At 46.2% G+C, this 14,471-nt stretch carries 13 protein-coding genes and 1 pseudogene; all 14 read left to right on the plus strand.

Going from position 1 to position 14,471, the window contains the following annotated elements; translation table 11 throughout:
- The first annotated feature begins 7 nt into the window (after positions 1-7).
- Positions 8-835, plus strand: coding sequence for a CheR family methyltransferase (locus tag R7R24_RS22710; protein WP_005382024.1), 828 nt, complete (start codon positions 8-10; stop codon positions 833-835).
- Positions 836-1,138: 303 nt separating this feature from the next.
- A complete protein-coding gene (flgB, locus tag R7R24_RS22715; protein ID WP_005382026.1) occupies positions 1,139-1,534 on the plus strand; it encodes a flagellar basal body rod protein FlgB in 396 nt (131 codons plus the stop codon).
- Between the two features lie 5 nt (positions 1,535-1,539).
- Positions 1,540-1,953, plus strand: a complete 414-nt coding sequence (gene flgC / locus R7R24_RS22720) for a flagellar basal body rod protein FlgC (RefSeq protein WP_005393132.1) — start codon at positions 1,540-1,542, stop codon at positions 1,951-1,953.
- A 17-nt stretch (positions 1,954-1,970) separates the two neighbouring features.
- Positions 1,971-2,681, plus strand: coding sequence for a flagellar hook assembly protein FlgD (flgD, locus tag R7R24_RS22725; RefSeq protein ID WP_005382029.1), 711 nt, complete (start codon positions 1,971-1,973; stop codon positions 2,679-2,681).
- 30 nt (positions 2,682-2,711) lie between these two features.
- Positions 2,712-4,025 (plus strand): flagellar hook protein FlgE, encoded by a 1,314-nt coding sequence (gene flgE / locus R7R24_RS22730; protein WP_005382030.1) that lies wholly within the window; start codon positions 2,712-2,714, stop codon positions 4,023-4,025.
- A 330-nt stretch (positions 4,026-4,355) separates the two neighbouring features.
- Positions 4,356-5,105 (plus strand): flagellar basal-body rod protein FlgF, encoded by a 750-nt coding sequence (gene flgF / locus R7R24_RS22735; RefSeq protein ID WP_005382031.1) that lies wholly within the window; start codon positions 4,356-4,358, stop codon positions 5,103-5,105.
- Between the two features lie 18 nt (positions 5,106-5,123).
- Positions 5,124-5,912, plus strand: coding sequence for a flagellar basal-body rod protein FlgG (gene flgG / locus R7R24_RS22740; RefSeq protein ID WP_005382032.1), 789 nt, complete (start codon positions 5,124-5,126; stop codon positions 5,910-5,912).
- A 30-nt stretch (positions 5,913-5,942) separates the two neighbouring features.
- A complete protein-coding gene (gene flgH / locus R7R24_RS22745; RefSeq protein WP_005382033.1) occupies positions 5,943-6,722 on the plus strand; it encodes a flagellar basal body L-ring protein FlgH in 780 nt (259 codons plus the stop codon).
- 43 nt (positions 6,723-6,765) lie between these two features.
- On the plus strand, positions 6,766-7,857 hold the full coding sequence (locus R7R24_RS22750) for a flagellar basal body P-ring protein FlgI (protein ID WP_054579496.1): 1,092 nt from the start codon (positions 6,766-6,768) through the stop codon (positions 7,855-7,857).
- Positions 7,858-7,873: 16 nt separating this feature from the next.
- Complete coding sequence (gene flgJ / locus R7R24_RS22755; protein WP_054579495.1) at positions 7,874-8,800, plus strand: flagellar assembly peptidoglycan hydrolase FlgJ; 927 nt, start codon at positions 7,874-7,876, stop codon at positions 8,798-8,800.
- Between the two features lie 160 nt (positions 8,801-8,960).
- Entirely contained in the window at positions 8,961-10,901 is a 1,941-nt protein-coding gene (flgK, locus tag R7R24_RS22760; protein ID WP_054579494.1) for a flagellar hook-associated protein FlgK, read from the plus strand.
- Between the two features lie 13 nt (positions 10,902-10,914).
- Positions 10,915-12,108, plus strand: a complete 1,194-nt coding sequence (flgL, locus tag R7R24_RS22765) for a flagellar hook-associated protein FlgL (RefSeq protein WP_047102907.1) — start codon at positions 10,915-10,917, stop codon at positions 12,106-12,108.
- Between the two features lie 427 nt (positions 12,109-12,535).
- Complete coding sequence (locus R7R24_RS22770; RefSeq protein WP_005382038.1) at positions 12,536-13,690, plus strand: flagellin; 1,155 nt, start codon at positions 12,536-12,538, stop codon at positions 13,688-13,690.
- Positions 13,691-14,196: 506 nt separating this feature from the next.
- A pseudogene (locus R7R24_RS22775) lies at positions 14,197-14,471 on the plus strand (flagellin); the annotation flags it as partial.

The following is a 14,471-nucleotide window of genomic DNA, read 5'->3' on the forward strand; positions in this document are numbered from 1 at the left end:
GACATTAATGACTGCTATTACAATCAGTGATCAAGAGTATCGTGACTTTAGCCGTTTTCTAGAATCGCAATGTGGCATCGTGTTAGGTGATAGCAAGCAATACCTCGTGCGTAGCCGACTGAGTCCTTTAGTGACGAAGTTTAAGCTCGCATCGTTATCAGATTTGCTACGTGATGTTGTTACAGGGCGTAATCGAGAATTACGAGTCGCCGCTGTGGATGCGATGACGACTAACGAAACCTTGTGGTTTCGAGATACTTATCCGTTCACGGTTTTAGCTGACAAATTATTGCCAGAAGTAGCGGCAAGTAAGCGCCCAATTAAGATCTGGTCTGCTGCCAGTTCATCGGGCCAAGAACCGTATTCTATTGCAATGACGATCCTGGAAACGCAACAGCGCAAGCCGGGCTTGTTACCAAACGTGTCCATTACAGCCACAGATATTTCGGCAAGTATGCTCGAGATGTGTCGTGCAGGGGTGTACGACAACTTGGCTTTGGGTCGCGGGCTTTCACCAGAACGTCGTCGCACCTTCTTTGAAAATGCGGACGGTGGTCGCATGAAAGTCAAAGATAACGTCAAGCGTTTGGTGAACTTTCGTCCACAAAACTTGATGGACAGTTACGCACTGATGGGTAAGTTCGACATCATTTTCTGTCGTAACGTATTGATTTACTTTTCTCCAGAAATGAAATCTAAAGTGCTTAACCAAATGGCGAGCAGTTTAAACCCTGGTGGCTACTTGCTGTTAGGGGCATCAGAGTCGCTAACTGGTCTGACTGATAAATTTGAAATGGTGCGCTGTAATCCGGGCATCATTTACAAGCTTAAATAGCGGTATCTCTTCATTGATAGAAAAGCCTGACTTCGTGTCAGGCTTTTTTGTTTGTTACCTTTCTACGCCGAGCGTTTCATGTATCACTCAATTAGTTGAAGCGCGTTTTTGCCTTGTGCCCTCAACACGGTGTATCTTTATTAAGTGAACAAAGTGATACGACATGACATTCCAGTTACTTTGGCTCACTTATTGCTATTTCAATTCACGGTAACCACTAGGTTGGTGTAATGCTTTAGGTTTTGGCATGCTAATTGCTTTTTGGTTATCAATCACGGTCAGTTCTTAATTGTAGAGGCAAACATGGCTATATCTTTTGACAATGCACTAGGCATCCACCAGCACACGGTGGGCGTACGTGAGCGCAATGCAGAGGTGATTTCCACCAATATCGCACAAGCAAACACGCCTGGTTACAAAGCAAGAGGTTTAGACTTTGCGAAGGAATTGCAAGCGGCAACATCTGGGGCAAGCATTGGTCTTAGTCGCACAGATGGTCGGCATATTCCTGCCACTACAACGTTGGTTGGGGACAAGTTATATCGTCTTCCTACGCAACCAGATACGGGAGATGGCAACACGGTAGACTTGGATTTAGAGCGTAACTTGTTTATGCAAAACCAAATCAGACACCAAGCATCACTCGACTTTCTAGGCAGCAAATTCAAGAACTTAACCAAAGCAATCAAAGGGGAATAATTTAGATGAGCTTATTTAACGTTTTCAATGTGACAGGTTCCGCAATGAGCGCTGAATCCGTTCGTCTGAATACTACCTCAAGCAACTTGGCGAACGCCGACAGTGTCAGCAGCTCTGCGAAAGACACTTACAAAGCGCGTCATGCAGTGTTTGGTGCAGAGTTAAGTAACGCCATGCGTGGCGGTGATACGGTGCCAGTGAAAGTGATGGGTATTGTAGAAAGTGATAAACCGCTGAGTGCGGAGTACAACCCAGACCATCCCCTTGCAAACGAAGAAGGCTACATTTACAAGCCTAACGTCAATGTAATGGAAGAAATGGCAAACATGATTTCAGCTTCTCGTGCATACCAAACTAATGTACAGGTCGCTGATTCTAGTAAACAAATGCTGCTGCGTACGCTGCAGATGGGTCAATAAGGATAAGGGGGTAGCGTATGGCCGGAATTAACAACGTTGGTCAAAGCGGCTTGTCCTATATCGACCAGCTTAAAAGTCTACAAGAGAGTAACAAGAAAGCGGAAGAGAGCACGGGTAAGCAGGACCTAAAACAGGAAGACTTCTTATCATTGCTCACGAAGCAACTGTCTCAGCAAGACCCTTTTAAGCCGGTAAGTAATGACCAGATGATTGCGCAAATGGCTTCATTTGCGACCGTTGATGGCATTGGCAAGATGAACACTCAGTTTGAGAGTTTGAATTCGTCAATGACATCAAATCAAGCGTTACAAGCTTCCTCTTTGGTAGGGCGTGACGTATTGGTCCCAGGAGCAGCAGGTGTGAAGCAGGACGACGCACCAATGGCGGCAATGGTTAAGCTTTCACAATCTATCGATAATCTGTTTGTTCGTGTAGAGGATGAAGCTGGCCAACTGGTTCGTACCTTTGAGGTAGGGGCGAAACCAGCCGGCGACACGCGTGTGCTTTGGGACGGTAAAGATGAAAGCGGAAATCCACTGCCAGCTGGCAAATACAAAGTGAAAGCGTCTGGCTTAGTTGAGGGGGAGTCGCAAGAGTTCCCAGTATCGACGTATGCCAACGTAAACAGCGTATTGCTTGGCAAAGGTGACGGAAACGTATTACTCAATCTGGCTGGTTTTGAATCGCCAGTTCGACTTGCAGAAGTATTGGAAGTCGGCAAAGCGTAGTCATAGCTCGCTAGATTAGGAGATTTTGGAATGTCATATGTATCTTTAAGCGGTTTGTCCGCCGCCCAACTGGATTTGAACACCACCAGTAACAACATTGCGAACGCCAACACGTACGGCTTTAAAGAGTCCCGTGCTGAGTTTGCTGATGTTTACTCTAACTCTTTATTTACTAACGCAAAAACCACACCGGGTGGTGGTGCGCAAGCAAGCCAAGTGGCACAGCAGTTCCATGAAGGCTCTAGCATTTACACCAACAACCCAATGGATTTGCGTGTTTCGGGGACAGGTTTTTTCGCTGTAGCGAAAGAGCGTCTAACTCCACAACAGAATGAACTGACACGTAATGGTGCATTTCACTTAAATAAAGAAAACTACATGGTGACCGCGAACGACGAGTTCTTGTTAGGTTACCAAGTGGACCCAAGCTCTGGTGAGGTTTCTTCATACGAGCCACAACCCATCAATATTCCTGCTGAATTTGGTAAGCCAAAACAAACAGCAAACATTGAAGTGGGTGTGAACTTGCCAGCGAACGGCGATTTGAAAGATCCAACGCAGTTTGATTTTTCAGACCCAGATACATACAACCGTTCAACCTCTTCGACAATTTATGACTCGATGGGTCAGTCTTACAAGCTAACGACGTATTACTTGAAAGATCAGACTCAGCCAAATACATGGAACACTTACTACACCGTGACAGATAAAGAAGGTGAAAAGCCTTTAAATGTTGCGGCTGGTGATGCGCAAACGCCAACAGGTCATGTGGGGCATACCATGAAGTTCAACAACGATGGTACGTTGGCGAGCTTGAACAATGGTCAGCCAATCACTTCTGTGGCTCTGGGTGATCCGGCGACGAACACGACACCAGTCGATATGAATGGTGCCGATCCTGCGCAGACGCTTAACTTCGGCTTAGGCTCAGCAACACAGTTTGCGGCTCCGTTCGAACTGACTAAGTTTGACGAAGACGGTGCAACAACGGGCTTCCTAACCAAAGTTGACTTCGATGAAAACGGCAGCGTATTGGGAACTTACTCAAACGGTGAAAACGTTACATTGGGTCGTGTTGCTCTCGTACGTGTTCCAAACGAGCAAGGTCTGGATAAGAAAGGCGGCACTCAATGGGATTCAACGCAGTTCTCTGGTGACAAGATCTGGGGTGAATCAAATAAAGGCTCTTTCGGCACCATCAATAACGGTATGCTGGAACAGTCAAACATTGATATGACGCAGGAGTTGGTGGACCTGATCTCTGCTCAGCGTAACTTCCAAGCAAACTCACGTTCGCTCGAAGTACACAACCAACTACAACAGAATATCTTACAGATCCGCTAGAGCACTAGCTGGGTCATTCGATACTCTGCTTGAGTAAGCAATGGCGTGTGATTGCTTCTTAGTAATTACCGCTTTGTTCACTTTCATCATGACATTCATCTGATGCTTAGCCTGAATACACCTCACTCAGGCTAAGCATGCTTTGATCTACGATTTGCCGCTGTTGCCGCCGTATGGATCAAAACCTTGCCTCTCGTTACAGTTTTCTGCCCCTATTGACCTCTTTTAATTGTTGATTGTTAATTCAAAGTATTGATTGATAAGCCTATTTTTGTTTTGGCATAACTATTGCTTTTACTCCGTGTACAGAGAGATTTTTTGGAGTAATTTATGGATCGCGCACTGTTTCTCGCAATGAGTGGCGCCAAGCAAAATATGCAGGCACTACAATTGCGCGCTAATAACTTGGCTAACGTAAGCACGACCGGATTTCGGGCTGATTTAGCACAGGCTCGCTCAATGCAGGCTTATGGTGAAGGCCATCCTTCACGTGTGTTCAGCATGACAGAGCGTCCAGGGCATAACTTTGCTCAAGGTAGCGTGATTACAACAGGGCGTGATCTGGATGTGACGATTGAAGGCAGCGGTTGGATATCGGTACTCGATCATACAGGGAAAGAAGGGTTGACCCGTAACGGCAACCTAAAAGTCGATCAAAATGGCATGCTTACGAACGCAAGTGGTCATTTGGTGCTGGGTGAAAACGACGCGCCGATTACTTTGCCTATTCCTCTCTCCAAAATTGAAATCGGTCGGGATGGCACCATCTCTGTACTTCCTCAAGGTGCCCCGGCAGAAGAATTCCAAGCGGTTGATCGCATTAAGCTTGTTAAGCCTAATGATCAAAGCTTGTTTAAAGACACCAATGGCTTATTTCGCCATAAAACTCCAAACCAACCTTACGAAGCAGACGCGACTGTTAGCCTCCAGACGGGAGCGATAGAAGGCAGTAACGTGAATGCCGTAGGTGAAATGACCGCATTGATTGACTTACAACGTCAGTTTGAAATGCAAGTCAAGATGATGAGCACAGCTGAAGAAATGGATAAATCTTCAGATTCACTGCTTCGTATGAGTTAACAGAGTTAGAGGTTCACTATGCATCCAGCACTATGGGTAAGTAAAACAGGTCTAGACGCCCAACAAACCAACATTGCCACGATTTCGAACAACTTGGCGAACGCCTCTACTGTCGGCTACAAAAAGAGCCGTGCAGTATTCGAAGATCTGTTCTATCAGAACATCAACCAGCCTGGCGGCCAGTCATCTCAGAACACGGAACTGCCAAGTGGCTTGATGCTAGGTGCGGGTTCTAAAGTGGTTGCGACGCAAAAAGTGCACACGCACGGCAATGCACAGACAACGACCAACGCACTGGACATGATGGTGGAAGGCGACGGCTTTTTTCAAGTGACATTGCCGGACGGCAACATCGGTTATACCCGTAACGGTCAGTTCACGCTAAATGGTGAAGGCACGTTAGTCACGTCGGGTTCTGGCTACCCTGTAGAGCCTGAAATTGTGATTCCAGAAGATGCGATTTCTATTACTGTCGGTACGGATGGTGAAGTGTCGGTTCGCGTCCGAGGGCAGCAAGACAACCAAGTCGTTGGTCAGTTAACCATTACAGATTTTGTTAACCCGGGTGGCCTAGAGCCAATTGGTCAGAACCTTTACTTACCAACGGGTGCCAGTGGCGATCCACAAGAGGGTGTTCCAGGTTTGGACGGTTTGGGTGAAATTCGTCAATCCATGCTGGAAGCGTCCAACGTGAATGTAACGGAAGAGTTGGTCAACATGATCGAAGCCCAGCGCGTTTACGAAATGAACTCAAAAGTGATCTCGTCAGTCGATAAAATGATGAGCTTCGTTAACCAGCAATTGTAACGATTAAGAGCAAGATTTGAGGAGCTCACGATGAAACGTATTTGCCTACTCGCTTTGATTGCTACGATGTCGGGATGTGCCATGTTGGAACCGATTGAAACGGATGAAGTGACACAAGCAACCACTGTGGTCGACGCAGTAGAAGGCGATAAATCGAAAGAAGAGAGCAGCGGTATTGTAGATACTTTACGTGGTAGAAGTGATCCGGTTGCTGGCGACCCTGCTTGGGCTCCAATTCATCCGAAAAACAAGCCTGAGCATTACGCTGCTGCAACAGGTTCGTTGTTTAGCGCCGAGCACATTACCGACCTATACGACGATTCTAAACCACGTGGTATTGGCGACATTATTACCGTAACACTGGATGAGACAACCAGTGCGACGAAAAGCGCAAATGCCGATTTATCGAAAACCAATGAAGCGCAAATGGACCCGCTTCAAGTGGGCGGAGAAGAGCTGCAAATTGGCGGAAAATATAATTTCTCTTATGACTTAAACAACTCCAACTCATTTGCAGGTGACTCTTCTGCAAAGCAGAGCAACAGCATCAGTGGTTACATCACTGTTGAGGTGATCGAAGTACTGGCAAACGGCAACCTCGTGATCCGCGGTGAGAAGTGGATGACGCTAAATACGGGTGATGAGTACATACGTTTAAGTGGCACTATTCGTCCGGATGATATTAATTTCGACAACACCATTGCATCAAATCGCGTTTCTAACGCAAGAATTCAGTACTCTGGCACTGGTTTGCAACAAGATATGCAAGAGCCAGGCTTCTTGGCACGATTCTTTAATGTAGCGCTATAACACGCCGTGCTGACGGCAATTTGACTGCAAGAGATAAGTAAGCATGAAAAAACTCCTTTTAGTACTGATGAGCGTTGCTCTGTTTTCTACCGTAGCCCAAGCCGCACGTATCAAAGACGTCGCGCAAGTGGCAGGTGTACGAAGCAACCAACTCGTGGGTTATGGTTTGGTTTCAGGCTTACCTGGTACGGGTGAAGCGAACCCGTTTACAGAGCAAAGTTTCGCCGCCATGCTGCAAAACTTCGGCATTCAGATGCCGCCGGGCACAAAGCCAAAAATTAAAAACGTTGCCGCAGTCATGGTTACGGCCGAATTGCCGCCTTTCTCTAAACCGGGTCAGCAAGTGGACGTGACTGTCTCTTCCATCGGAAGTGCTAAAAGTTTGCGTGGTGGCACCTTGCTGCAAACGTTCCTCAAAGGTCTCGACGGTCAAGTTTACGCGGTTGCTCAAGGTAACTTAGTAGTGAGCGGCTTCAGTGCTGAAGGCGCTGACGGTTCTAAAATCGTAGGTAACAATCCAACCGTTGGTCTTATCTCTAGTGGTGCGACAGTAGAGCGAGAAATTCCAAACCCATTTGGTCGTGGTGATTACATCACGTTCAACTTGCTTGAGTCAGACTTCACAACGGCTCAACGTATGGCGGATGCTGTAAACAACTTCCTTGGCCCACAAATGGCGAGCGCTGTTGACGCGACATCAGTGCGCGTGCGTGCTCCTCGTGACGTCAGCCAGCGTGTTGCGTTCTTATCGGCAATCGAAAACCTAGAGTTCGACCCAGCAGATGGTGCAGCCAAAATCATCGTTAACTCACGAACGGGCACCATCGTAATTGGTAAGCATGTGCGTCTTAAACCTGCAGCAGTAACGCATGGCGGCATGACGGTTGCGATCAAAGAAAACCTGAATGTTAGCCAACCTAACGGCTTTTCTGGTGGGCAAACCGTTGTCGTACCAGACTCGGATATCGAAGTCAGCGAAGAGCAGGGCAAGATGTTTAAGTTTGAGCCAGGCTTAACGTTGGATGACTTGGTCCGTGCAGTGAATCAAGTCGGCGCAGCGCCGTCGGATTTGATGGCTATCTTGCAAGCATTGAAACAAGCTGGTGCCATTGAAGGCCAGTTGATCATCATTTAATGGTTAGGAGGTAGGTATAATGAACAATCCTAACGACATTGGTTTTATTCATGACATCAGTTCGCTGGATACCTTGCGTCAAAAAGCAGTGAAGGAAGGTAAAGATGGCGAGCAAGAAGCACTGCGTGCAGCAGCTCGTCAGTTCGAATCTATTTTCACCTCCATGATGTTGAAATCCATGCGAGAAGCCAATGAGGGCTTTGAGTCCAACATGATGAACAGCCAAAACGAGAAGTTCTATCGACAAATGTTGGATGAACAGATGGCGAGTGAATTGAGTTCGTCTGGTTCAATGGGACTGGCCGATATGATTGTTAAGCAATTAACGGCTGGGCAAGGGAACGACAAAAAAGAAACGGCTATGCGTGATGCGGCAAACAATGCTGCGGAATATCGTCGTGTTGACCCGAAAAAAGCGCGCGAGATTGAACAGCGCTTGATTGAGTCTGGTCAGCTATCTCGACCAAGCAATGAACCCACTCGATTCGATTCACCAGAATCCTTTGTTAACTCGATGAAGCCATACGCGGAGAAAGCTGCGAAAGCCTTAGGTGTCGAGCCATCTCTGCTACTTGCGCAAGCCGCTTTGGAAACGGGGTGGGGACAAAAGGTCGTGAAGAACGCGCGTGGCAGCAGCAACAACTTATTTAATATCAAAGCAGATCGAAGCTGGCAGGGTGACAAAGTGACGACTCAAACTTTAGAGTTCCACGATAACACGCCAGTGAAAGAGACGGCAGCGTTTCGCTCCTACTCAAGTTACGAAGACAGCTTTAATGACTTTGTACGATTTTTGAATGACAACCCACGTTACGATACAGCATTGCAGCAACGCGGGAATTCAGAGTCGTTTATTCGCGGTATCCACAGTGCGGGTTACGCGACCGATCCGAATTACGCAGATAAAGTCCTGCAGGTGAAGGATAAAATCGAAAGTATGTAATGTCTCTGCGACAATTTATGACGTTCTCGAAGGCTTGCCATAGTGCAAGCCTTCACTTTATCTGAACATCTACGCCTTTCTATCACTTGGCACATCTTTTGCTTTTAATGTGTCTAGGTGATCGGTTTTGCCGATTTATATTTCGTTTTTGGGGGCATGTATGGCGTCAGATCTTCTGAATGTAGGTACTCAAAGTGTGCTTACTGCTCAGAGACAATTAAACACCACTGGTCATAACATTTCTAATGTTAATACAGAGGGTTATAGCCGTCAGTCTGTTATCCAAGGCACGAATGATCCGCGCATGTTTGGTGGTTCTACCTACGGCATGGGTGTGCATGTGGAAAATGTTCGCCGCTCGTGGGATCAGTTTGCCGTGAATGAACTGAACCTGTCGTCGACCAACAATGCCAACAAAACGGATACCCAAGACAATCTTGATATGCTCTCTAGCATGTTGAGCTCCGTGGCATCGAAGAAAATTCCTGAGAACCTGAATGAGTGGTTCGATGCGGTAAAAACCATGGCAGATACCCCGAACGATTTAGGGGCACGAAAAGTGGTATTGGAAAAGGCGAAAATCTTCTCTGATACATTAAATGACTTCCATGAAACCGTGCGACTGCAATCTGATGTCACCAATAAAAAATTGGATATGGGCATTGAGCGCGTTAACCAACTTGCGTTGGAAATTCGCGATATTCATCGACTGATGATGCGTACTCCCGGCCCACATAATGACCTGATGGATCAGCATGAAAAGCTGGTTACTGAGCTGTCAGAGTACACCAAAGTTACCGTAACCCCACGCAAAAATGCGGAAGGGTTTAATGTTCATATCGGCAATGGACACACTCTTGTTTCTGGCACGGAAGCAAGCCAGCTCAAAATGATCGATGGCTATCCGGATGTTCATCAAAGACGCTTAGCAATGGTGGAAGGGGATGGCATTAAAGCGATCAAGTCTGACGACATGGATGGCAAAATCGGCGCTTTGCTTGAAATGCGCGACAAACACATTCCACAACTGCAAGATGAAATGGGCCGTTTAGCGACGGGTTTCTCCTACAAAATTAATCAGCTGCAATCTCAAGGTCTGGATCTTAACGGTAAGATAGGTAAAGACGTATTTACCGACGTGAACTCTGAGCTGGTGGCAAAATCTCGAGTTTTTGCTGCGCCTGACTCTCAAGCTGATGTTGCGGTTTACATTGATGATATTTCAGCGATCAAAGGTGGTGAATATTCGCTACGTTATGATGGCGACCAGTATAGCGTGACAACACCGAAAGGTGAGCAAATGTCGTTGAACATTGATCAATCAGATTCTTCGTTTGTTCTGGATGGTATGAAAGTGCAAATCGGTGAAGGTCTTGCCGCTGGTGAGCGCGTATTATTGCGCCCAACACGAAGTGGCGCAGCCATCATCAAGATGGAAACCAATGATGTAAAAGCCATTGCCGCGCAAAGTTATGAAGCTTCAACCACTTTTGCTCAAGGTAACGCCAAGTTCAAAATTCGTGAGGCGGGGGATGTTAAAGAGTTTGAGGTCACCGTACAACCAGCCGACGAGAAACATGATAAGCCATGGTTAAAGATCACGGACAACAAAGGCAATTTGCTATCGGACAAATACTCATACCCGCTAGACAAAGATAACCCGATGATTGAAATCTCAGTGCCGAAAAGTCATCCGCTGTATAAAAATGGCGATGCGACTGTATTTGAGCTGAGCGAAGGTGCGCTGATGAATGACAAGTTCACCGCGAACTTGGTGCCTTCGGAAGGTGGTAATGGCAACTTGAGAAAAATGCAGAAGATCCAAACAGATAAGATGATGGACGGAAAATCCAGTACTTTGATCGATGTTTATCACAACCTCAATACCGAAGTCGGATTGAAATCTTCTACAGCAAACCGATTAGCCTCTGTCGCTCGCTTAGAGCATGAGGCGGCACAAGAGCGCGTTGCTTCTATCTCTGGCGTTAACCTCGATGAAGAAGCGGCCAACATGATGAAGTTTCAACAAGCGTACATGGCTTCATCACGTGTGATGCAAGCGGCGAATGATACCTTCAATACCATTTTACAACTGAGGTAAGGAGAAGAGATAAGTGCTAACCCGAATTTCTAGTTTCCATAACTATCAGTCCGTACAAAATGATCTGCGTCGTCAAGAGAATAAGGTTCACCACAACCAAGAGCAGCTTGCTTCAGGGAAAAAGTTACTGAAACCTAGTGACGACCCCCTCGCTGCGCATTACATCCAAAACATTAGTCAGCAACAAGAACAGCTACAACAATATCTTAGCTCGATAGTGTTGGTGCGTAATCGTCTAGAAAACCACGAAGTTAATATCGCCAATGCGGAGAATTTTGCCGACGAGTCGAAGCGCTTAACGATGGAGATGATTAACGGTGCCTTTTCTGCTGAAGACCGACAAGCAAAGAAGCGTGAGCTAGAAGAGATTGCGAACAACTTCCTTAACTTGGTGAACTCGCAAGATGAATCTGGTAACTACGTGTTTGCTGGCACTAAGCCAAAAAGCCAACCATTTTATCGCGATAAAGATGGTAGCGTGCAATACGCTGGGGACGATTATCAGCGCAAAATGAAAGTTTCTAGCATGCTTGAGATGCCAATGAACGATCCTGGCAGCAAGCTGTTTATGGAGATACCAAACCCATTTGGCGATTATCAGCCGAATTACGATCTACAAAACGGTTCTGAGTTGCTATTAAACAGAGCCACTAACGTTGATACGAAGGATGATGCGGCGTATCGCGTGACATTTGTCGATATGAATAACGGCAAATTTGGTTACCAATTAGAGCGTAACGGCAAAGTAGTGGATGCCGATGAGTTTTCTCCAGAGAAAGGGATTGAATACAAAGGCCTGAAAGTGCACGTAAAAGGCCAAATTACGCCTGGTGACAGCATTGAGATCGAAAAGCGGGCAGAGTTCAGCATTTTCGATACCTTCAAGGATGCAATGGCATGGTCAGACAAATCGGTTTCGGATACGTCGGCGACCGCCAAATTGCACCAAATGACAGAAGAATTCCACGCTGCTTTTATCCATTTGAATAAAGCGCGTACAGATGCCGGTGCTCGATTGAGTACGCTGGATATCCAAGAGCAAAATCATGAAGACTTTAATTTGTCTCTCGCAAAAGCGAAGAGCAACTTTGAGGACTTGGATTACTCTAAAGCCGTGATCGAGTTCAGTGAAAACTCGCGAGCGTTACAGGCATCGCAACAAGCATTCGGTAAGACCAAAGATCTAACGTTGTTTAACTACATCTAGTATGGCACTCATACACATTGTCTGATTTTGATGCCTTATGTGCAAAGCCTTAAGCGCGATAAGTCGGCGTAACCTGAGAGTCTGAGATGTCATGCGGCACGATTTTACCCAAAGCGGCAATGAGGCGGGAGGCAAGTCGGGCGGCAACAGGGCAGCGTTCAATACCCTTGGGCTAAGATGAGTCTGACAAACCTGAAATAGCTTAATGATAAAGCTAACTTATTGTTTATCTGATTCTTTTAAAAGTAGTTAAATAATTTACGCAAGTTGGCACACAAATTGTATTGAAAATATCAGAACAGATTTAGAGATTCTAAACCCTGCGTTTAAGGCAGATTTAGCAAGTAACTTTTACGGTCAGTGCTTATCCAAATGAGAGTAAAGCTGGCCGCTTCGCAAAATCTTGCGAACTCAACAGGAGAGCAAAATGGCTGTAACAGTTAGTACTAACGTCTCCGCGATGACCGCGCAGCGTTACCTAAACAAAGCGACTGATGAATTAAACACGTCGATGGAGCGCTTATCTTCAGGACATAAGATTAACAGTGCAAAAGATGATGCGGCAGGTCTACAGATCTCTAACCGCTTAACTGCACAGTCTCGTGGCCTAGATGTCGCAATGCGTAACGCGAACGATGGTATCTCGATTGCACAAACCGCTGAAGGTGCGATGAATGAGGCAACCTCTGTCATGCAACGAATGCGTGACCTTGCGATTCAATCATCGAACGGTACTAACTCTCCGGCTGAGCGTCAGGCGATCAACGAAGAGTCAATGGCATTGATTGACGAGCTAAACCGTATTGCAGAAACCACTTCATTTGGTGGTCGTCGTCTATTGAACGGCTCATTCGGTGAAGCGGCATTCCAGATTGGTGCGAGCTCAGGTGAAGCAATGATCATGGGACTCACCAGCATTCGTGCGGACGATACTCGCATGGGCGGTGTGACCTTCTTATCTGAGAACGGTAAAGATAAAAACTGGAGCGTTGACCCAGCTAAATCTGACTTGAAGATCACGCTACCAGGTATGGGTGAAGACGAAGACGGCAATGTTGATGATCTAGAAATCAACATTAATGCCAAAGCGGGCGACGACATCGAAGAGCTTGCCACTTACATTAATGGTCAGTCTGATATGATTAATGCGTCTGTAAGTGAAGATGGCAAGTTGCAAGTTTTTGTCGCGCATCCAAACGTTCAGGGTGAGATTTCTATTTCTGGTGGATTAGCATCTGAGCTTGGCCTGAGTGATGAACCTATCAGAACGTCAGTACAAGATATTGATATGACCACGGTACAAGGTTCTCAAAACGCGATTTCTGTGCTGGATTCGGCACTGAAATACGTAGACTCGCAACGTGCAGACTTAGGTGCGAAGCAAAACCGTTTGAGTCACAGCATCAACAACTTGGCGAATATCCAAGAAAACGTTGACGCATCGAACAGCCGAATTAAAGATACAGATTTTGCGAAAGAAACCACGCAAATGACCAAAGCACAAATTTTGCAACAAGCAGGAACATCGATTCTTGCTCAAGCGAAACAGTTGCCAAACTCTGCAATGTCACTATTGCAGTAGTTTACTTAGCCTGTGCTCAATACATTCAGACGTGGATGGGAATGCAGGCTTTTGGCAAGCAACTTTACAATAGAATGAGCGGCTCTCTCATCTCTCACCTGCCAATCATTTTCAATGTAAAGTTGCACTCGGTATGCCGGAAATGTGTTCATTTCTCTTGATCTCCACATAGGCTCTGGCGACCAACCTAGCCCCAGTTCTCTCAAAGGAAAAGGGGCTTTTTCTTTTCTAATTCTTACGTCTATCGTCTGCGAACTTATCTTCAATTGTTTCCTTTCGCTGGTTTTCTATACAATTTGGCCCTCTCGGCTCGATTTGTGGAAACTTGAGCACTTTTTCTTACTTTTCTTCAATTTTATTAGCTAAATCTCGCAATGTTATTTTTTTAAACTTTTTTCTAAAGCTTCTGAATTTGGTGTCGTTAATAGAGGTAACTTTGAGAGAACTACTTGGTTTTCCGAGACGTCGGAAACCGCTACATCGGAAAATCAATTGGAGAAATCACCATGGCAGTGAATGTAAACACAAACGTATCAGCGATGACCGCTCAGCGTTACCTAAACAACGCAAACTCAGCACAACAAACTTCTATGGAACGTTTGTCTTCAGGTTTCAAAATCAACAGCGCGAAAGACGACGCTGCGGGTCTTCAAATCTCGAACCGCTTGAACGTACAAAGCCGTGGCCTGGATGTGGCTGTTCGTAACGCGAACGACGGTATCTCGATTGCACAAACTGCTGAAGGTGCAATGAACGAGACCACTAACATTCTTCAACGTAT

It is taken from the genome of Vibrio sp. 704 (assembly GCF_033339295.1).

What these genes read in the sequence shown, in the direction of transcription:
- flgG (WP_005382032.1), top strand. Translation starts at nt 5,124, where the DNA reads ATGCATCCAGCACTATGGGTAAGTAAAACAGGTCTAGACGCCCAACAA.
- flgE (WP_005382030.1), top strand. Translation starts at nt 2,712, where the DNA reads ATGTCATATGTATCTTTAAGCGGTTTGTCCGCCGCCCAACTGGATTTG.
- flgC (WP_005393132.1), top strand. Translation starts at nt 1,540, where the DNA reads ATGAGCTTATTTAACGTTTTCAATGTGACAGGTTCCGCAATGAGCGCT.
- flgH (WP_005382033.1), top strand. Translation starts at nt 5,943, where the DNA reads ATGAAACGTATTTGCCTACTCGCTTTGATTGCTACGATGTCGGGATGT.
- R7R24_RS22770 (WP_005382038.1), top strand. Translation starts at nt 12,536, where the DNA reads ATGGCTGTAACAGTTAGTACTAACGTCTCCGCGATGACCGCGCAGCGT.
- R7R24_RS22750 (WP_054579496.1), top strand. Translation starts at nt 6,766, where the DNA reads ATGAAAAAACTCCTTTTAGTACTGATGAGCGTTGCTCTGTTTTCTACC.
- flgK (WP_054579494.1), top strand. Translation starts at nt 8,961, where the DNA reads ATGGCGTCAGATCTTCTGAATGTAGGTACTCAAAGTGTGCTTACTGCT.
- R7R24_RS22710 (WP_005382024.1), top strand. Translation starts at nt 8, where the DNA reads ATGACTGCTATTACAATCAGTGATCAAGAGTATCGTGACTTTAGCCGT.
- flgB (WP_005382026.1), top strand. Translation starts at nt 1,139, where the DNA reads ATGGCTATATCTTTTGACAATGCACTAGGCATCCACCAGCACACGGTG.
- flgD (WP_005382029.1), top strand. Translation starts at nt 1,971, where the DNA reads ATGGCCGGAATTAACAACGTTGGTCAAAGCGGCTTGTCCTATATCGAC.
- flgF (WP_005382031.1), top strand. Translation starts at nt 4,356, where the DNA reads ATGGATCGCGCACTGTTTCTCGCAATGAGTGGCGCCAAGCAAAATATG.